Annotated in this window: 20 protein-coding genes; 10 read left to right on the forward strand and 10 right to left on the reverse strand. The window is 63.6% G+C overall.

The features are described from left to right. Window positions 1-2 precede the first annotated feature (2 nt). A complete protein-coding gene (locus NKI97_RS20910) occupies window positions 3-1,028 on the reverse strand; it encodes a LacI family DNA-binding transcriptional regulator (protein WP_023676728.1) in 1,026 nt (341 codons plus the stop codon). A gap of 196 nt (window positions 1,029-1,224) precedes the next feature. Here NKI97_RS20910 and NKI97_RS20915 point away from each other — a divergent pair, with 196 nt between their 5' ends. From NKI97_RS20915 to NKI97_RS20935, 5 genes are all read left to right on the forward strand, one after another. After that, a complete protein-coding gene (locus tag NKI97_RS20915) occupies window positions 1,225-2,259 on the forward strand; it encodes a Gfo/Idh/MocA family protein (RefSeq protein WP_352836356.1) in 1,035 nt (344 codons plus the stop codon). Then, window positions 2,259-3,164, forward strand: coding sequence for a sugar phosphate isomerase/epimerase family protein (locus tag NKI97_RS20920; RefSeq protein WP_352836433.1), 906 nt, complete (start codon window positions 2,259-2,261; stop codon window positions 3,162-3,164). Before NKI97_RS20915 ends, NKI97_RS20920 begins: the two co-directional genes overlap by 1 nt. Before the next feature lie 162 nt (window positions 3,165-3,326). Then, window positions 3,327-4,340 (forward strand): substrate-binding domain-containing protein, encoded by a 1,014-nt coding sequence (locus NKI97_RS20925; RefSeq protein WP_352836359.1) that lies wholly within the window; start codon window positions 3,327-3,329, stop codon window positions 4,338-4,340. 86 nt (window positions 4,341-4,426) lie between these two features. Further along, window positions 4,427-5,224 carry an ATP-binding cassette domain-containing protein gene (locus NKI97_RS20930; protein WP_352471593.1) on the forward strand — a complete coding sequence of 266 codons (798 nt, stop codon included), beginning with the start codon at window positions 4,427-4,429 and terminating at the stop codon, window positions 5,222-5,224. Further along, a complete protein-coding gene (locus NKI97_RS20935) occupies window positions 5,221-6,270 on the forward strand; it encodes an ABC transporter permease (protein WP_352836363.1) in 1,050 nt (349 codons plus the stop codon). Before NKI97_RS20930 ends, NKI97_RS20935 begins: the two co-directional genes overlap by 4 nt. A gap of 12 nt (window positions 6,271-6,282) precedes the next feature. Here NKI97_RS20935 and NKI97_RS20940 read toward each other — a convergent pair whose 3' ends face one another. Continuing rightward, window positions 6,283-9,006: an ATP-dependent helicase gene (locus NKI97_RS20940; protein WP_352836366.1), complete on the reverse strand. Its 2,724-nt coding sequence runs from the start codon at window positions 9,004-9,006 to the stop codon at window positions 6,283-6,285. 252 nt (window positions 9,007-9,258) lie between these two features. Here NKI97_RS20940 and NKI97_RS20945 point away from each other — a divergent pair, with 252 nt between their 5' ends. Next, window positions 9,259-11,571: a glucose/quinate/shikimate family membrane-bound PQQ-dependent dehydrogenase gene (locus NKI97_RS20945; RefSeq protein ID WP_352836369.1), complete on the forward strand. Its 2,313-nt coding sequence runs from the start codon at window positions 9,259-9,261 to the stop codon at window positions 11,569-11,571. A gap of 10 nt (window positions 11,572-11,581) precedes the next feature. Here the strand turns inward: NKI97_RS20945 and NKI97_RS20950 are convergent, their stop codons facing one another. Both NKI97_RS20950 and NKI97_RS20955 read right to left on the reverse strand, forming a co-directional pair. Beyond that, window positions 11,582-12,013 (reverse strand): hypothetical protein, encoded by a 432-nt coding sequence (locus tag NKI97_RS20950; RefSeq protein WP_352836372.1) that lies wholly within the window; start codon window positions 12,011-12,013, stop codon window positions 11,582-11,584. A 9-nt stretch (window positions 12,014-12,022) separates the two neighbouring features. Continuing rightward, window positions 12,023-12,199, reverse strand: coding sequence for a hypothetical protein (locus NKI97_RS20955; protein WP_352836374.1), 177 nt, complete (start codon window positions 12,197-12,199; stop codon window positions 12,023-12,025). A gap of 191 nt (window positions 12,200-12,390) precedes the next feature. Here NKI97_RS20955 and NKI97_RS20960 point away from each other — a divergent pair, with 191 nt between their 5' ends. Continuing rightward, a complete protein-coding gene (locus NKI97_RS20960; protein WP_352836377.1) occupies window positions 12,391-13,290 on the forward strand; it encodes a dienelactone hydrolase family protein in 900 nt (299 codons plus the stop codon). Here the strand turns inward: NKI97_RS20960 and NKI97_RS20965 are convergent, their stop codons facing one another. Next, complete coding sequence (locus tag NKI97_RS20965; RefSeq protein ID WP_352836381.1) at window positions 13,291-14,199, reverse strand: EamA family transporter; 909 nt, start codon at window positions 14,197-14,199, stop codon at window positions 13,291-13,293. It abuts the gene before it with no gap. 90 nt (window positions 14,200-14,289) lie between these two features. On the opposite strand from NKI97_RS20965, the gene NKI97_RS20970 reads away from it, so the two are divergent. Continuing rightward, window positions 14,290-14,769 (forward strand): Lrp/AsnC family transcriptional regulator, encoded by a 480-nt coding sequence (locus NKI97_RS20970; protein ID WP_352836436.1) that lies wholly within the window; start codon window positions 14,290-14,292, stop codon window positions 14,767-14,769. A gap of 106 nt (window positions 14,770-14,875) precedes the next feature. Further along, window positions 14,876-15,079: a hypothetical protein gene (locus NKI97_RS20975; protein WP_352745186.1), complete on the forward strand. Its 204-nt coding sequence runs from the start codon at window positions 14,876-14,878 to the stop codon at window positions 15,077-15,079. Window positions 15,080-15,208: 129 nt separating this feature from the next. Here the strand turns inward: NKI97_RS20975 and NKI97_RS20980 are convergent, their stop codons facing one another. The 5 genes from NKI97_RS20980 to NKI97_RS21000 all read right to left on the reverse strand — a co-directional run bounded on the left by NKI97_RS20980 (window position 15,209) and on the right by NKI97_RS21000 (window position 17,317). Next, window positions 15,209-15,445, reverse strand: a complete 237-nt coding sequence (locus tag NKI97_RS20980) for a hypothetical protein (RefSeq protein WP_352745184.1) — start codon at window positions 15,443-15,445, stop codon at window positions 15,209-15,211. Between the two features lie 35 nt (window positions 15,446-15,480). After that, complete coding sequence (locus NKI97_RS20985; protein WP_352836384.1) at window positions 15,481-15,948, reverse strand: hypothetical protein; 468 nt, start codon at window positions 15,946-15,948, stop codon at window positions 15,481-15,483. 130 nt (window positions 15,949-16,078) lie between these two features. Beyond that, on the reverse strand, window positions 16,079-16,309 hold the full coding sequence (locus NKI97_RS20990; protein ID WP_352745179.1) for a hypothetical protein: 231 nt from the start codon (window positions 16,307-16,309) through the stop codon (window positions 16,079-16,081). A 177-nt stretch (window positions 16,310-16,486) separates the two neighbouring features. Further along, complete coding sequence (locus NKI97_RS20995; protein ID WP_023676715.1) at window positions 16,487-16,684, reverse strand: hypothetical protein; 198 nt, start codon at window positions 16,682-16,684, stop codon at window positions 16,487-16,489. Between the two features lie 147 nt (window positions 16,685-16,831). Further along, entirely contained in the window at window positions 16,832-17,317 is a 486-nt protein-coding gene (locus NKI97_RS21000; RefSeq protein ID WP_352505630.1) for a thioesterase family protein, read from the reverse strand. 119 nt (window positions 17,318-17,436) lie between these two features. Here NKI97_RS21000 and NKI97_RS21005 point away from each other — a divergent pair, with 119 nt between their 5' ends. Further along, window positions 17,437-18,852 carry an FAD-binding oxidoreductase gene (locus NKI97_RS21005; protein ID WP_352836387.1) on the forward strand — a complete coding sequence of 472 codons (1,416 nt, stop codon included), beginning with the start codon at window positions 17,437-17,439 and terminating at the stop codon, window positions 18,850-18,852. Window positions 18,853-18,944 lie beyond the last annotated feature (92 nt).

An 18,944-nucleotide genomic window follows, 5' to 3' on the forward strand; every position in this document is an offset into this window, starting at 1 on the left:
ATTCAATCGCTGTCGCGCGCGATCAGTTCCAGCGGCCAGACTTCACGGATGATGCGTGCGCCTTCGGCGCCGGCGTAAGCCGGGATCGATGCCAGCAGCATTTCGGCCAACCGCTCGCCCATCGGCTCCAGCGCCGGTCGGAAGCCGGTCAGCGCCGGCGAAAAATAGCGGCAAAGCGGCGTGTCGACGATGACGATCACCGCGACGTCGTGGCCGGGCCTGATGCCGGCCTCGGCCAAAGCCTTGCAGCCGCCAAGCGCCATCGCGTCATTGTTGAAGATGATGGCCGTCGGCGGGTCCTTGGAGCGCATGACCTTCGGCGTCACGGCGTAGCCGCCGGCCTCGTTGATGAAGCCGTCGGCGATCAGTTCGGGGTCGAACTCGATGCCGTGCCGCCGCAACGCCTTGCGATAGCCGGCGAGGAACAGATAGCCGAAATTGAGGTCGAGCGACGGGCGGATGGCGGCGATGCGGCGGTGACCGCGCGCGACGAGACGATCGACCGCGTCAGCCCCGGCTTTTTCGAAATCGAGGTCGAGCGAGGGATAGGAATCGCCGCCGGAGCGGCTGCGGCCGAGCGTCGCGAACGGGAAACCGGCCTGGGTCAGATAGTCGATGCGCTCGTCCTCGCGCCGCGTCCAGGCCAGCACCACCGCATCGGCCCGCCGCGTCTCGACGACACGGCGCAGGCGCTCCTGCTGATAGTCGCCCGGCGCCCCCATCACTACGATCAGGTCAAGGCCGCTTTCGGCGAGCTTGGCCTGCAACCCGGTCAGGAACGGAATGAAGAACGGCTCGCCATATTCCTGGTCGCCCGGATGCGGCTGCAGCATGAAGGCGATCGAATGGGTGGCGCCGCGCCGCAGGCTGCGGCCGGACTGGTTCGGTGAATAGTTCAGCTTCTTGGCCGCATCGAGCACGCGCTGGCGCGTGTCGGCATTGACGTCGGCGCGGCCGTTGAGCGCGCGCGACACCGTGCCGATGGAAATATTCAGGTGACGCGCAAGGTCGTGAATACTGGACGCCAAAGGACAGTTCTCCCCCTTGCTTGGCTAGCACCGGCCGCTCTTCAGGCCAAGCCGGCATCACGTTTTTCGCTATCGGCCAATTGACATTCTACGCCATCGGGTGTGTTCTCGTAAACGTTTACGGAAGAAACGTTTGCGGCCCTGCCGTGAACGCCGTGACGATCGGTCTGGAGGGGCCGAGAGGGAGGAGTGCTGGATGATCAATGTCGTCCTGGTCGGCTGCGGCGCGATGAGTAAGGCCTGGCTCGATGCGGCCAAGCAGATCGACGGGCTCGCCATTGTCGGCCTGGTTGATCTCGACGCCGAAAGGGCGCGGGCAAGGGCGCGCGAATACGAGCTTTCCGGCGCCGTCATCGGAACCGACCTCGACGCCGTGCTCGACCAGACCAGGCCCGACGCGGTATTCGACGTCGTGGTTCCCGCCGCCCGCCGCGAGGTCGCGCTTTCCGCCTTTGCCCACCATTGCCATCTCTTGACCGAAAAGCCGCTGGCCGACAGCCCGGACAATGCGCGTGCCATTGTCGAGGCGGCCCGCAGCGCCGGCCGCATCCATGCCGTCGTGCAGAACCGCCGCTATGTCGCCAACGTCAGGCGCATCCGGCGCTTTCTCGATTCCGGCGCCATTGGTGCGCCAACCAGCATCCACGCCGATTTCTTCGTTGCGCCGCATTTCGGCGGTTTTCGCGAAGAGATGCGCCATGTGCTGCTGCTCGATATGGCGATCCACACATTCGATGCGGCCCGCTACATGGTGGCCGGCGAACCGGCCGGCGTCTATTGCCACGAGTGGGAGCCGACCAATTCCTGGTATCGGCAAGGGTCGTCGGCAACCGCAAGCTTCGACCTCGGCGGCGGCAAGCTGTTCACCTATGCCGGCAGCTGGTGCGCGGCCGGCTTCCGTACCAGCTGGGACAGCACATGGCGGATCGTCGCCGAGCGCGGCAGCATTGTCTGGGACGGCGCGGACGGGTTGAAGGCGGAAGTCGTGCGGCCGGTCCGTGAAGGCCTGTTCGACCGCACCGAACCGATAGCCGTGCCGCCGCTCGACCCGGCAGATCGCGTCGGCGGCCATCTCGGCATCATCCAGGATTTCGTCCGCGCCGTCGAGACCGGCACCGAACCGGAGACGCGCGGCGCCGACAACATCAAGAGCCTGGCCATGGTTTTCGCCGCAATCGAGAGCGCCGAAACCGGGCGCCGGGTCGCTATCGCCTCACAGGAAGGATCATGATGCCAAACCCGCTGCTCGACATCAGGATCGGCACCATGGTGCGGGCCAATCTGGACGACCCGGCCGCCTATGTCAGGCAGATCCTGCCGCTCGGCTTCGAGAGCATCCAGCCGTTCTTCTGGCAGACGCTGGGCGGCAAGAACATTCCGCGGTTGGCGGGCGAGATCCGCGAGGCGATCGGCGATGCCGATGTCGTCGTCTCGTCAATCGGGGTGTTCGGCAATCCGCTGGAGAGCGGTGAAGTCGATCGCGGCGTGCTCCAGGCGTGGGAAACGATCATCGACAACGCGCATCTGTTCGGCACCAATGTGGTCAGCGGCTTTACTGGCCGCATCCGCGGCAAGCCGCTGCCCGACAGCCTGCCGCGCTTCCGCGAGGTCTGGGGGAAGCTGGCAAAGCGGGCCGCCGATAAGGGCGTGCGCATCGCCTTCGAGAACTGCGCCATGGACGGCAACTGGGCCAGCGGCGACTGGAACATCGCCCACAATCCGGACGCCTGGGAGCTGATGTTCAACGAATTGCCGGACGACAATCTCGGCCTGGAGTGGGAGCCCTGCCACCAGCTGGTCTATCTGATCGATCCGATCCCGCAGATCCGCAAATGGGCGCCGCGTATCTTCCACGTCCACGGCAAGGACGCGACGGTGCGCTGGGACGTGATCCGCGAACATGGCGTGTTCGGTCGCCTGCCGTTCGTGCAGATGCGCACCCCTGGCTTCGGCGATAGCGACTGGACGCGGGTGATCAGCGAGCTGCGGCTGGCCGGCTACAAGGGCGCCATCGACATCGAGGGCTGGCACGACCCGGTCTACCGCGGCGATCTTGAGATCACCGGCCAGGCGCGGGCACTGGATTATCTCCAACAATGCCGGGGAGGCGCGAGCTACCTGCCGAACCCGGTGTGAGGCTAATGCATGTCGCGCAAAAGTGCCCAGCGGTTTTGCGATAACGACATGCATAAAAACAGGACAAGCCGGGAGGTGCCGGCCAGCGAAAGATTGTGGCGCAATGCCGAAGCGATCGTCAAAACCCCTCGGCTAGCGAGGGAACAAAGGGAGGATAAGTGCATGAGCATTACGATGAGAAGGACAGTTCTGCGCTCGACCGTCGCGGCGGCCGCGATGGCGCTCGCCGCCGCACTCTCGACCCTGCCGGCGCAGGCGCTCGATGCCCAGTGGTGTAAGGATGTCCATATCCGTTTCTTCGTCGGCGGCGCCGAGGGCGATGCCTTCGGCACCATCGTCTATAATGGCGCCAAGCAGGCGGCGGCCGATCTCGGGCCGAAGGTCGACTACATCTTTTCCCAATGGGATGTCGAGAAGATGGTGCAGCAATTGCGCGAGGCTGTCGCGGTCAAGCCCCAAGGCATCGCCATGATGGGCCACCCCGGCGACGCCGCGATCATGCCGCTGGCCGAACAGGCGCACGAGGACGGCATCAAGATGATGTACCAGAACGTGCCGGTGCCGACGGTCACGGCGGCGTTCGGCGGCGGCTATGTCGGCGCCCAGCAGGAGCAGCAGGGCCGCGCGCTCGGCGCCGAGGCGGTCAAGCTGGCCGGGCTCAAGGCCGGCGACAAGGCAATCATGATCGGCCCGTTCGAGAACGAGAGCCGCGGCGCGCGAGAACGCGGCACTGTCGCTGCCCTCAAGGAAGCGGGCGTCGAGGTCATACAGCTCTCCTCGCCACCGAGCGGCGAATGGGCTTCCGACCCCAATCTGGCCCTTCCGGTGATCACCGCGGCACTGCTCAACAATCCCGACGTCAAGGCGGTTGGCTATCCCGGCGGACAGATGCTGGGCAATGTGCCCACCTATATGCAGGCGGCGGGCAGGAAGCCGGGCGATATCTTCAACTTCGGCTTCGACACCAGCCCGCAGATCGTCGAGGGCTTCAAGGGCGGCTGGGTGCAGCTGACGGCCGACCAGCAGCCGTTCCTGCAAGGCTATCTGCCGATCCTCAGCCTCTGCCAGCAGGTTGTGCTGGGTCTCGCACCGATGAATGTCGACACCGGCGCCGGCTTCGTCACGCCGCAGAATTACGAGATCGTCGCCGAGCTCGCCAAGCAGGCGCTGCGCTGACCTCCCAAGCCGCCGGCCGGGATTGAGCCCGGCCGGCGGGACCGCCGGCGAAAAGGCCGGCACGCGACAATCAAGGCAGGATCGCCATGGCCGAACGTATCATCGAACTGCGCGACATCAGCAAGTCCTATGGCCAGGTCTATGCGCTGGGCGGGGTCAATCTCAGCGTCGATCGCGGCGAGGTGGTCGGCCTGATCGGCGATAATGGCGCCGGCAAGTCGACGCTGATCAAGATCCTGTCCGGCGTGGTCAAACCGACCAGCGGCGAGATTCTCGTCCGCGGCAAGCCGGTGACCGGATGGAGCCCTGCGCGCTCGCGCGACGCCGGCATCGAGACGGTGTTCCAGGACCGGGCGCTCGCCGTGCAGCAGACGATTGTGCGCAACATCTTCATGGGCCGCGAGCTCACCGGCTGGCTTGGCTGGCTGAAGGTCAACAAGGAGATCGCGGAGGCGAGCCGGCTGATGCGCGAGATCGGCTTCACCTCGAAAGTGTTCACGCCACAGTCGATCGTCGGCCAGCTCTCGGGCGGCGAACGCCAGGGCGTGGCGATCGCGCGGGCCATCTATAAGAAGGCGGAGCTGATAGTCCTCGACGAACCGACGACCGCGCTATCGCTGACTGAAACCGCCAAGGTCTTCCACTTCGTGCGCCAGGTGCGGGCGAGCGGGCGCTCGATCCTGTTCATCGGCCACAACATCCACCACGTCTTCGATATCGCCGATCGCTTCGTGGTGCTGGACCGCGGCAAGGTCGCGCTCAGCGCCGACCGCAGCGAGGTCAAATCGGCCGAAGACCTGATCAATTTCATGGAAGACGTCGCCCACCCCAGCGGATTGCCGGGGTTGCACGACGCGGGGGATTCGGGGAGGGCGGCACGATGAGCAAGACCATGGAACCCGATCTGCAGAGCCCCCTCGGCGGCACGCACGGCGAAACCGCCGGGAAAGAGTGGAGACACCCGTCCGACAATTGGCTGCGCGGGTTCATCCTCGACAACCGCGCCGCGCTCGGCACGCTTGCCGTGTTCATCGTCATGATGGCGGTGTTCATGATCGCCAACCCGATCGTGTTCACCACCTGGTATCTCTACAGCTCCGTGCTGACCACGCTGCCGGTGGCGCTGTTCGTAGTTGTGCCGCTGGTCTTCGTCGTCACCTGTGGCGAGATCGACCTGTCGTTTCCGGCGACGATGGGCTTCGCCTCATGGGTGTTTGCGCTGGTCGTGCAGGCCGGCTACGACCCGTTCCTCGGCATCGCCGCCGCAATGGTCACCGGCATGCTGCTCGGCTTCCTGGTCGGCTCCCTGGTCGTTTATGGCGGGTTGTCGTCGCTGATCGCCACGCTCGGCATGAATTTCCTGCTGCGCGGCCTGATCCAGATCATCAACGAGGGCAGGTCGACTGCACTGACCGGCCTTGCCGACAGCTGGGCCTACAAGATCTTCTCCAGCCAGCTTTACGGCATTCCGGTGCAGACCTTCTGGGCCATCGCCTTCGTCGTGCTGTCGGCGCTGCTTTACAACCGCCATCGCTTCGGCGCGCAGGTCAAGGTGGTCGGCGACAATCCCGACAGCGCCCAGCAGATGGGTATCGATGTCAAGCGCGTGCGCGTAAAAGTGTTCGTCTTCGTCGGCATCGGCGCGGCAATCGCCGGCACGTTTTCGGTAATGATCAACTTCACCTGGTGGCCGACGGCGGGCGACGGTTATCTCTTGCCGGTGCTGGCATCGGTGTTCGTCGGCGGCACCCCGACCTGGGGTGGCATCGGCACCGTCGTCGGCGGTGCGATCGGCGCGGTCACCGTCTCGTTCATCCAGACCGGCGTGGTGGCGGCAGGCCTGAGCGGCTTCTATGTCCAGTTCTTCAACGGCCTGATCATCATCCTGTCGCTGCTCGGCCATAAGTGGAACCAGGCGCGGTATCGCTAGCGCCCGGCGACCTCAAACCCCAGTAACAAACCCGTCGAGCACGCGTTTCTGGCCGGCCTTGTCGAAGTCGATGGTCAGCTTGTTGCCTTCGATGGCGGAAATGTTGCCGTTGCCGAATTTCTGGTGGAAGACGCGGTCGCCGACGCTGAAGGGGGACGGCGTGTCGGCGACCGATTTGGCGACCAGCTCGCCATCGATGGTGCGGCCCTTGACCGAGGTGCGGCCGGCGCCGTAGCCGGAGTCGGTCTCGCCATAGCCGATGCGCTCGACCTGGTGGCCGGAGCGCGTGCCCCAATTGCGGTCGGTCGCCTCGGTACGGTTGGCCTGAGCACGCTGCCAGCCCGGCGTCGCATAGGTGCTGGAGAAAGCGCCGGATTTCTCGGCGCTGTTGTTGCCGCCGACGTTGTCGAAGCGCGATGCTCCGTAGGGGTTCTGCCTGCCCGCCCCTTGGCCACCACGACCGGAGGCGAACGAGCCGCCGCCATAGGCATTGCCGTAGCCGCCATAGGAGTTGCCGCTCTCGGAAACTTCGACATGGGCTTCCGGCAGTTCGTCGAGGAAGCGCGACGGGATGGTCGACTGCCAGAGGCCGTGGATGCGCCGATTGGAGACGAACCAGATGTGCAGGTTCTTCTTGGCGCGGGTCAGGCCGACATAGGCAAGCCGGCGCTCCTCCTCCAGCCCGGAGCGGCCACCCTCGTCGAGCGAGCGCTGGTGCGGGAACAGGCCTTCCTCCCAGCCGGGCAGGAACACGGTTTCGAATTCGAGGCCCTTGGCCGAATGCAGCGTCATGATGTTGACGGCATCGAGCTCGGCGTTCTGCTCGGCGTCCATCACCAGCGCGACATGTTCGAGGAAGGAGCGCAGCGATTCATACTCCTCCATGGAGCGGATCAGTTCTTTTAAGTTCTCGAGGCGGCCGGGCGCTTCCACCGAGCGGTCGTTCTTCCACATGTCGGTGTAGCCGCTCTCCTCGAGAATGGTCTCGGCGAGCTCGGTGTGCGGCGTGGTTTCCAGCGCCTTCTGCCAGCGCTCGAAATTGGCCGATACCTCGCGCAGCGCGGCGCGCGGCTTCGGCTTCAGCTCGTCGCTCTCGGCGAGTTTTGCCGCCGCCTCCAGCATCGGGATGCGCAGCGCCCGTGCGGTGTCGTGGATCTGGCGGATGGTGGCCTCGCCAAGGCCGCGCTTCGGCACGTTGACGATGCGCTCGAAGGCGAGGTCGTCGGCGCCTTGCGCGACGACGCGGAAGAAGGCCAGCGCATCGCGGATTTCGAGGCGCTCGTAGAAGCGCGGGCCGCCGATGACGCGGTAGTTGAGGCCGAGCGTGACGAAGCGGTCCTCGAACTCGCGCATCTGGAAGGAGGCGCGGACGAGGATCGCCATGTCGTTGAGATTGTGCTTCTGGCGCTGATAGGCTTCGATGGTCTCGCCGACGGCGCGCGCCTCTTCTTCCGAATCCCAGGCGGCATGGACATGCACCTTCTCGTCGTCCTCGGCGATCTTTTCGGTGAACAGCGTCTTGCCGAAGCGGCCCTCATTGTGGGCGATGAGATGGGAGGCGGTGCCGAGGATGTGCGCGGTTGAGCGATAGTTGCGCTCCAGCCGGATGATGGTGGCGCCGGGAAAATCCTTGTCGAAGCGCAGGATGTTGTCGACCTCGGCGCCGCGCCAGCCATAGATCGACTGGTCGTCGTCGCCGACGCAGCAGATATTTACGGTGGACAGGCGCGGGCTTCCCTCCCCCTTGAGGGGAGGGTGGCCGGGCGAAGCCCGGTCGGGTGGGGTCCGTGCGGCAGTGCTCGACCTACCGGCGGCAGTGCTCGACGCTCTAGCGGTGCCTTCTGCGGCAACCCCCTCCGCCCGCTTCGCGGGTACCTCCCCCTCAAGGGGGGAGGATTGCGGCCGCTGCGCCAGCAGCCGCAGCCACATGTACTGGGCGGTGTTGGTGTCCTGATATTCGTCGACGAGGATGTAGCGGAAGCGCTTGTGGTATTCCTTCAGCACGTCCGGATTGGCGCGGAAGATGCGGATCGGGTGGCACAGGAGATCGCCGAAGTCGCAAGCGTTCAGCGTTTTCAGCCGCTCCTGATAGGCCTTATAGAGCTCGCGGCCCTTGCCGTTGGCGAAGGCACGGGCATCGCCCTCGGGGATGTCGGCGGGACCGAGGCCCTTGTTCTTCCAGCCGTCGATCATCTGGGCGAACTGCTTGGCCGGCCAGCGCTTGTCGTCCAGCCCTTCGGCCTGGATAAGCTGCTTGATCAGGCGCACGACATCATCGGTGTCGAGAATGGTGAAGTCGGATTTGAGCCCGGCCAGCTCGGCATGTCTGCGCAGCAGCTTCACTCCAATCGAGTGGAAGGTGCCGAGCCACGGCATGCCCTCGACATTGCCTTCGCCGATCAACAGGCCGATGCGCTGCTTCATCTCGCGCGCCGCCTTGTTGGTGAAGGTGACGGCGAGGATCTGCGAGGGGAAAGCCTTGCCGGTGGCAAGGATGTGAGCGATGCGGGTGGTGAGCACCCGCGTCTTGCCGGTGCCGGCGCCGGCCAACACCAGAACCGGGCCTTCGGTGGTCTCAACCGCCAGCCGCTGCTCGGGGTTCAACCCCTTGAGATAGTCGGGCGCATTGTTGTGGCCGCTGCGGGCAGCCATGGCGCGCGCGGCAATGCCCGACGGGGCCACGGGCCGCGCGTTCGGTTCGTCAAAAAAGGGCATGTCTTCCGAAAAGCCGGACATCTCTCCCCGAATGTAGTGATTCGGCAGCGAAAGGCCAGAAGTGTCTCCGTTTTGTTCTCTGTCCAGTCGGTGGACTCACAATCTGGATGGGTCCGCTAACCAAAACGCCGGGCTTGCGATGGGCCGGCACCGTAAAACGCCGAGCTTGCTTGACAGGGGAAGCGGGCCGGAGAAAGTTGCGTGGGGGCAGGAACGCAATGCGGGGTTGCCCATGGAGGCGTCGCGGAGCGCACCAGTCGAAGGAGCACCGTCTTGGCTGTGGTCATCACCTCCCTGATCCTTTTCCTCATCGGCCTGGCGATTGGCGGCGGCGGCATCTGGCTCGTGACGCTGGGGGGCAGCTGGTATTACGTCATCGTCGGTCTAGCTTTCCTTGTCGCGGCCTGGCTGCTCTACAGGCGCAGATCCACGGCGCTGTGGCTCTATGCGGCGATCGTGCTCGGCACGCTCGCCTGGGCGGTCTGGGAGATCGGCTTCGACTGGTGGGAGCTCGGCCCGCGCGGCGGCATCATCGTGCTTGTCGCGCTATGGCTGTTGACGCCATGGGCGCGGCGCGGGCTTACCGGTCCCGACGGACGCGCACCGCTGATCCTCGCCGTGCTGGCATCGCTTGCCGTCGCCGGCTATTCGATGACGACCGATCCAAAGGATATTGCGGGTGAACTCAACACCGACAAGGTGACGCCGACGGCCGATCTCGGCGGCAACGTGCCGGCTGGCGAATGGCACTATTACGGTCGCACGCAATATGGCCAGCGCTATTCGCCGCTCGACCAGATCACCGCCGAAAACGTTGCCAATCTGCAGCCGGCCTGGACCTATCGCACCGGCGACGTGAAAGGGCCCGACGACATCGGCGAGACGACCTATCAGGTGACGCCGCTAAAAATCGCCGACACGCTCTACATCTGCACGCCGCATAATTTCGCCATCGCCATCGATGCCGCGAGCGGTAAGGAGAAATGGCGCTTCGATCCGCAGGTCAAGCTCAACAAGGACCGCCAGCACCAGACCTGCCGCGGCGTGTCCTATTATGCCGATGCCAAGATCGCCGCCGGCCAGCCCTGCGCCACACGCATCTACCTGCCGACATCCGACGCCCGGCTGATCGCGCTCGATGCGGCGAATGGCCAGGTCTGCCCGACTTTCGCCGAAGGCGGCACGCTGAACCTGCTCGCCAACATGCCATACCCGAAGCCGGGCTATTATTATTCGACCTCGGCGCCGCTGATCGTCGCCAACAAGATCATCGTCGGCGGCGCGGTCAACGACAATTATTCGACGCAGGAGCCGTCCGGGGTCATCCGTGCCTACGATGCCGACACCGGCGCGCTGTTGTGGAATTGGGATTCCGGCAATCCGGATCAGACGACGCCGCTGCCGCCGGACCAGACCTACACCAACAACTCACCCAACATGTGGTCGACGGCGAGCGTCGACGAGAAGCTCGGCCTGCTTTATGTGCCGCTCGGCAACAAGACGCCGGACCAACTCGGTGCCGGACGCAGCGCCAATGACGAGAAATTCTCCTCTTCGATCACCGCGCTCGATCTCAACAGCGGACAATTGCGCTGGGTGCGGCAGACCGTGCACCACGATCTCTGGGACATGGACGTGCCGGCGCAGCCGACGCTGGTCGACATCACCACGGAAAATGGCGTGGTGCCGGCGCTGGTCGGGCCGACCAAGCAGGGCGACCTCTATGTGCTCGACCGGCGCAGCGGCGAGCCGATCGTTCCGGTCAAGGAAGTGCCGGCGCCGGGCGGCGCGATCGAAGGCGACCATACCTCGCCGACGCAGCCGCTCTCGGACCTGAGCTTCAGTCCGAAACCGCTGACCGGCGCGGATATGTGGGGCATCACCATGTTCGACCAGCTGGCCTGCCGGATCGAGCTCCGGAAGTTGCGCTATGAGGGCCGCTACACGCCGCCGTCGCTGCAGGGCTCGCTGATATACCCCGGCAATTTCGGCACCTTCAACTGGGGCGGCGTGGCAGTCGATCCGGTCCGGCAGGTGATGTTCGGCATGCCGACATACCTGGCGTTCATCTCCAAGCTGGTGCCGCGCGCCGACGTGCCGCCGCCCGGTGACACCAAGGGCAGCGAACAGGGCCTGAACCGCAATGACGGTGCGCCTTACGCAGTAATATTGAAGCCGTTCCTGTCGCCGCTCGGCATTCCCTGCCAGGCGCCGCCCTGGGGCTATGTGGCGGGTGCCGACCTTCGGACCGGAAAGATCGTCTACAAGCATCGCAACGGCACCGTCTATGACATGACGCCGCTGCCGCTGCCGTTCAAGGTCGGCGTGCCCGGCATTGGCGGGCCGATGATCACTGCCGGCGGCGTCGCCTTCCTCGGTGCGGCGGTCGACGACTATGTGCGCGCCTATGACCTGACGACCGGCAAACAGCTCTGGCAGGCGCGGCTGCCGGCGGGCGGGCAGTCGACACCGATGACCTACACGGTAGCCAACGGACGCCAGTTGGTCGTCATCGTTGCCGGCGGCCACGGCTCGGTCGGTACCAAGCCGGGCGACTATGTGATGGCCTATACGCTGCCGAAATAGAGAAGTTCCTTCAGAGCCCGAGATGCCCTTTCAGGTCGGGTACCGATGCAAGTACCTCACTGGTCAGCTGCGGGCCGGCGGCTGTCTCGGCCTGCTGGACCAGCATCGTGCCGGCCTGGCTGATCTGTGCGAGCGTGAGGCCTGATGCCTTGAGTATGGCGACGGCGTTGATCGGCGCGCCGGTCTTTTCGCCGAGAGCGCCGCCGAGCGCGCCCTCCAGCGAGGACAGGAGGCCACCACCGGAAGCCGCGCCGGGAGCCATGACATCATATTGCTTGGCCAGGGCGTCGGCTCCCGGGATTTTGGCAAAGAAGCTGGACAGAGTCGTGCCTTCCGCCTCGTGTTCGAGCACCGAGAAAATCATGCCGGCGATCTTTTCCGTCAAAGCCTGGTTGAGACCGGATTTCTGGGAGACGGTGTTGATGATGTCCTGAACGTCCATGACCTTTCCTCAGGCTTTGGTGTTTGCGGCCGGGTGCCGGTTGACGCGGATTTTGATCAACGATCGTTTGAAGGCGGTGAAGGCAGTGAACCGCAGCGCCAGCAAAGCTATAGCGGCGAGGGCGAACCCACTTGCCAGAAGCGGGGAGGGAAAGGTCATGGGCGTAATTCCTTCGTCGTCAATCATAGCCCGGTAACTTCTTTTTACATCGTGGTGCGTGCATTTAGCATTGCCACAAAGGACCAAAATTTAACGACAGTGCGGCGCGCGGCATCACGGCCTCGTGCAGGGACTTATTGCAGCCTCACTCAGCCGTGACTGGACCAGGCAAGCTTCGGCTCTATGTTGCCGCGGGGGGCGCCGACGAGGAGCGCGCCATGACAACACCTGCCGGACCCACTGCCGCCGAGCCTGTCATTACCCAGGCGATGATCGATGCCTATGACGAATACACGCACCTGACGCTCGACCGGCGGCGCTTCATGGAGCAATTGACCAGGCTTGCCGGATCGGGTGCGGCAGCTGCCGCGATCGCGCCGCTGCTGGCGGCGAACTCGGCCCAGGCGGCAATCGTGGCGGAAGACGATCCGCGTGTGAAAGGCGAGGACATCAGCTATCCCGGCAGCGCCGGCGAGATGAAGGGCTATCTGGTCAAGCCGGCGGATCAGACCGGCAAGCTTGGCACGGTCATCGTGGTGCACGAGAACAGGGGTCTCAACCCGCATATTCGCGATGTGGCGCGGCGCGTGGCGCTGGAAGGGTTCGTGGCGCTTGCGCCGGACTTCATGACACCGCTCGGCGGCACGCCGGACGATGAAAACAGGGCACGTGACCTGTTTTCCCAGCTCGATCCAGCACAGGTCGCCGCCAATGCCGTGGCAACCGTCGCCTACCTCAAAGGCTACAAGGACGGCAACGGCAAGGTCGGCGCCGTCGGCTTCTGCTGGGGCGGCGGCACGGTGAACATGCTGGCCGTCAACGCGCCGGACCTCGCCGCCGCCGTCGCCTATTACGGCATGCAGCCACAGGCCGAGGACGTGCGGAAGATCAAGGCCGCGCTCATGCTGCATTATGCCGGGCTCGACACCCGCACCAATGCAGGCATCGATGCCTTCAAGAAGGCACTCGACGCGGATCATGTCGAATACTCGGTCTATGTCTATGAAGGCGCCAACCATGCCTTCAACAACGACACGTCGGCGGCCCGCTACGACAAGAAGGCGGCTGACCTCGCCTGGGGCCGAACGATCGCTTTCCTAAAGGAGAAGCTGGCCTGATCAGGTGGGCGCCGGCGCCGGTTTGTGAAGGGCGACGCCGGCCACCACCAACGCGATGCCGATGCAGTCGGTGAGGCTCGGCACCTGCCGCAGCACAATGATGCCGATCAACGTCGCGGTGACCGGCAGCAAAGACAGCATCAGCGCGAAGCTGGAGCGCGGTAGCCGCGACATGGCAAGCTGGTCGCAAATATAGGGAATGACCGACGAGCAGATGCCGACGCCGACCCCCGCAAGCAGCAGCGGCGGCGCCGAGAAAGCCGGCAGAGCATCGGCGAAACCGATCGGCAGAACGACGAGAAGGGCGACCGCCATGGCGGCACCCAGCCCGGCGATGCCATCGCCGGCGCCGCCGCGCGCGACGCGGTGGCCGAGCACGATGTAGCTAACGAACAGCGTGCCGTTGAGGAAGGCCCAGAACAGGCCGACGGGATCGCTCGACCATTTGACGTCGATCAGCAACAGGGTGCCGGCGACAGCGATTGCGAGGGCGGCGAGATTGCGCGGGCTTCTGAGGCCAACAAGCGCAACGCCGATGGTGCCGACGAATTCGATCGCCGCCACCAGCGAGATCGGCAGCCGGTCGAGCGCCAGGTAAAACGAGCAATTCATCACCCCAAGGCAGACGCCGAAAGCCACAAGCAACAACCGCGTCGAGCGATCGGCGCGGGCGAAGACCGCCCATGGCCGGGTCAATGGGGCAAAGACGAGTGCCGCGGTGGCGATGCGCAGCCAAGCCATGCCCAGCACGCCGACATGCGGGAACAGCAGCACCGCGAAGGCCGGTCCGAGATAGTGGAACACGGCGCTGACGCCGAACCAGAGATGCGGCGGGACCGCGTTTGCCAAGGCAAAGGCGGGGCCGGCGAGTGCCGGACTTGCTGCTGGGGCTTGCGTCCGATCTTCCATGGGGTCAGTATCGCAGGCGATTTTTGCCGTTGATATGGATGATGGCCGGGCATTGCGGCCATTTCCTTTCCGAAAGCAAGGAGCATTCCGCTGAAACGCCTTCGAAATGAAAATCCGGATCTGGATGCGGCGGACCTGAAAATCCTGCGCCTGCTGGAAGAGGATGCGCGCACCAGCACCGCCGAACTGGCGCGCTCGGTCGGCCTGTCGGCGCCGAGCGTGGCCGAGCGCATCAAGCGGCTGCAGGAAAGCGGTGTGATCGAGGCCTATACGGTGCGTATCAATCCGGCCGCGCTCGGCATGAAGCTATCGGCATGGCTGCGGATCAGGCCGGTGCCGGGGCAACTGGCTGTCGTAGCCGAAATCATCCGCGACCTACCGGAAATCGCCCAATGCGACCGGGTCACCGGTGAAGACTGTTTCATCGCGCTGGCGCATGTCGCCTCGGTGGCCGAGCTCGAGCGGGTGATCGACCGGATCATTCCGTTCGCGATGACCAATACGGCGATCATCCAGTCGTCGCCGGTGGTGCCGCGCTCGCCGCTGGGGGCGGTGAAGCGGCTGCTGTGATGTCCAAGAACGGGGCGTTGGCAACAGCCGCGTTGCCCGATCGACACCCTTTCTGACGCTGCGGACAATGCTTTGGTCGAGGACGTTTCGCTGCCTGGATATGGAAGTGGCGATCGACGAGTACGACAAGCTCAGCTCGCAGGAGCCGAGCGGAGAGGAATTAGCTGACGCATTGGCATTGCCACAAGCAACGCAGAAGGTCTGGCTACCAGTTCCTCCAGGTTCGATCCTTGAATGCGTTGCGCGCAACCGCGATCGCACCAACGCTGAAGAACGCAAAGAGGGCAGCACCAGCCCATTGTCCCTGTGAGACTAGGTAAACCGCGATTAGCGGGTTAGCGACGGCCGCCAACGTGACAAGTGCAATAAACCAAAGCAACAAAATCCGCGCCAAGGCCGTGCCCCACTGAAGTCAGCATCCGCAATTCATCCACTGACGCTAAACGTCACTGATTCGCAATCGCGCCAATTCTTCGAGCTCGACGAGGGCCGTTTCTGTCGCTTCCCGCAGCTTGTTGTGGCTCTGAATAAGGTTGTCGCGAGCTAAACGGTTCGTGGGCAGCGGCACTTTGTCGAAGTTATCAATGGCGTCCCGAATGCGGTCAAGCATCTCTCGGTGGGATTGACGGGCTTGTTCCAATTCCGCGTTGGTCAACCCGGCAAAGTCATTTGGCATTGCATTTGCTCTTTCGATTCTTGAGGTGTCTCGGATTAGAATAGCTTCTTGTTTCGCTGAACGAATCCAAACGCTTCTCGCTGGAACTGGTCGAGTGCCAACTGGTATGGCTTATACGCATCCTGCATGCCGTCCGAAGCGCCAGAAAGATCATTTACTAGACGCTTTCTGCGAACGCCGAGTATCCACATGAGGTAAGGGCGTCCCTTATTCTCGACGTTTTGCACGTGCGGAAGCAGTTCTGGGAAATGCAGCGAGCACAACAAAGTAGCGCGCTGAATCGGTGGTTGGCTGTCTATATCTCTGCCCTCGAATGCCGCTTGGACGCGTTGGGCAAGCCAATGGTCATGGTCGTAGATAGCTGAAATCAGGTCTTCGTATTTTTGGGTCCGTTTTGCCTTTTGGCTAGTGCGGTCATTAAGCAATTGGGTCACCGCCGGCCCTGCAGCAACGCCCAGAAGCGCGAGCAGGCCCCCAGAAGTACTTGGATAATGGTCGTCCAAAGATTTGTATCGTGCTCCATCCCGCTCCCAGTCAATCGAGCAGCCATACCATGCAAATTCGCCGACGGCGTAACCGTAGCGTCATCGTGCACGGCCGAAAATGTTCGAGGAAGTAAAGGCGGATTGACGTCTATTTTTGCACCGCACAGACGAGCAATTTCCACCGGATAGGGGCCGGCGGATTATGCTGATGATGGTTTTGAGGTGGAAGTGGCTGATTTTTGTTGGCAGCGATCTCATCCCCGCAATGAACACAGCGATAAATTGCTGAATCCGGGGAAATAAAGCCCGGGGTTCGTTCTGCGTCAAAGTTAGCGTGGTCGATCTGCTTTAGGTGCATGCCGTATTTGTAAAGCGCCATGTTCCCCCCCAACGTTGCGGGACCATTGATGCGCTCTTCTACTTGAAAAGTCGAATCGCATATCCTGGATGCATCATGCAATTCGCCGACGCCGTAACCATCGCGGGAAGGCGTTGGAGAGAGGTGCCGGCGTGCGGATGGGGCAGCGCAGCCGAGAGCTATTTCACAACAGCGGTGCTACGCATGCCCGCGTTTCATCCGCGCCTGCTTCAGGATGGCGCGCCAGCGGATCATGGCGAAGGGGATCGGCTCGTTGTTGTTGGCGATGTGGAAGATCTCGTTATTGAGGTTCTTCAGCGAGCGCCAGAAATCATAGTCGGTGATGCGTGGGTCAGCCGCCAGCCTGTCCGCCTCGACCTTGATATCGGTTTTCATGCACGTTCCCCGAACCGCTGCTGCTCCGCCGCCCGTATCGCAATTCGATGCGGACGGTTTTCCAACGCCGCGCTGAGTCGTTCAACGTCTCAATTCGGCTTGTTCACGTTAAAACCTCGGTAAGGTTAACGGCGGTTGGACCGTGGTTCAAGCCGGCTTACGACGAATACCGATCGAACGGCCGGCGCGCTCCGGCATCGGCAGGGCGGCATGGGCGGCGCGCATCGCTTCCACCCTGGCCAGGACGTCGGCGGGGAAGGGCGCTACCTTCGGGCCAGCCATGTCGACATGCAGCGACAGCGTTTCGGATGTGGCGGCAAGCCAGCCGTCGCGATGCCGGATTTCCTGATAGGCCCTCAGCCGCTTCTCGTCATGGTCGAGGAGTTGGAACGAGACCGTGACCTTGTGGTCGAGATGCAACTCCTGGACGTAGCAGACATGGACTTCCGCGGTGTAGATGGTCAGCCGCCGTTCTTTCACATAATCCGGCCCCATCCCCATCATCTCGAAGGCCTCGTCGGAGCACCGGTCGAACAGTACGTTGTAATAGGCCATGTTGAGATGGCCGTTGTAGTCGATCCAGGCCTCCTCGATGTCCATGGCGCGAGAGACGAAAGGGGCGGGGATGGGCATCGGAAACTTCCTTCTCGTGATGCCGGGGTGAGCGTGGACTGGACAGAGCGTGGTTGGTGAGACTACGCATCCCTAGATGCAGAACAAGGGTGGACGCTGGTTCATTCGCGGAGGAATCGATGGCTCTAAGCGACCTCAATCCGGTCGAGCGCAACGAAGAAGGCATCGCCGCCGTGCTCGGCATCCTCAAGCAGCGGCTCGGCGAGCGATTCCAGACCGGCCAGGCGATCCGCGCCCAGCACGCGCACACCACGACCTATATCCCGACGCAGGCGCCGGACGGCGTCGCCTTTGCCGAGACGACGGAGGAGGTGCAGGAGATCGTGCGCGCATGCGCGGCGCATCGCGTGCCGGTGATCGCCTTCGGCGTCGGCTCTTCGCTGGAAGGCCACACCAATGCGCCGGGCGGCGGCATCTCGCTCGATACGTCACGTATGAACCGCATCATTGCGGTCAATCCGCAGGACCTCGACTGCACCGTCGAGCCCGGCGTGACGCGCGAGGATCTCAACCGGCACCTGCGCGACACCGGCCTGTTCTTTCCGATCGACCCCGGCGCCAACGCCTCGCTCGGCGGCATGGCGGCGACGCGTGCGTCAGGCACCAACGCGGTGCGCTACGGCACGATGCGCGAGAACGTCCTGTCGTTGACGGCGGTGATGGCCGACGGCGAGGCAGTGACGACCGGCAAGCGCGCCAAGAAAAGCTCGGCCGGCTATGATCTGACCCGGCTGCTGATCGGTTCGGAAGGCACGCTTGGCATCATCACACAGCTGACTTTGAAGCTGCAGGGCATTCCACAGGCGATTTCAGGCGGCGTTTGTCCGTTCCCCAGCGTCGAGGCGGCGTGCAACGCGGTGATCGCGACCATCCAGATGGGCATTCCGGTGGCGCGCATAGAATTGGTCAACGCACTGCAGATGCGGGCGATGAAGACCTATTCGAAGCTCGACTATCCGGAGAGTCCCTGCCTGTTCGTCGAATTCCACGGCAGCGATGCCAGCGTCGCCGAGCAGGCCGAGACCTTCGGCATGATCGCCGAGGAAAATGGCGGCGGTCCGTTCCTGTGGACCAGCGTCGCCGAAGAGCGAACGAAATTGTGGAAGGCCAGGCACGATGCCTACTGGTCGTCGCTGACACTGCGGCCGGGCGCCAAGGGCCTGTCGACCGATGTCTGCGTGCCGATCTCGCGCTTTGCCGAATGTGTCACGGAGACCGAAGCGGATATCGCGGAGATGGGGCTGATCGCGCCGATCGTCGGCCATGCCGGCGACGGCAATTTCCATGTGCTGGTGCTGATGGACGTGGACGATCCGAAGGAGATCGCACTGGCGGAAGAATTCGTGGCGCGGCTCAATATGCGCGCCATCGCCATGGACGGCACCTGCACTGGCGAGCACGGCATAGGGCAAGGCAAGATCGGCTTCCTGCGGCATGAGCTCGGCCATGGCGTCGACATCATGCGCACGATCAAGCAGGCGCTCGATCCGCTGAACATCATGAACCCGGGCAAGATATTGCCGGGAAAGGACTGACATCAGGCCGCTGCCGTACCCCTATTTGCCTCTTTATCGACACGCTGATGCGGGTAGAGTGCCACTGACTTTACTATCAACTGTCTAGGAGT

It is taken from the genome of Mesorhizobium sp. M0296, assembly GCF_040321675.1.
GTDB lineage: Bacteria > Pseudomonadota > Alphaproteobacteria > Rhizobiales > Rhizobiaceae > Mesorhizobium.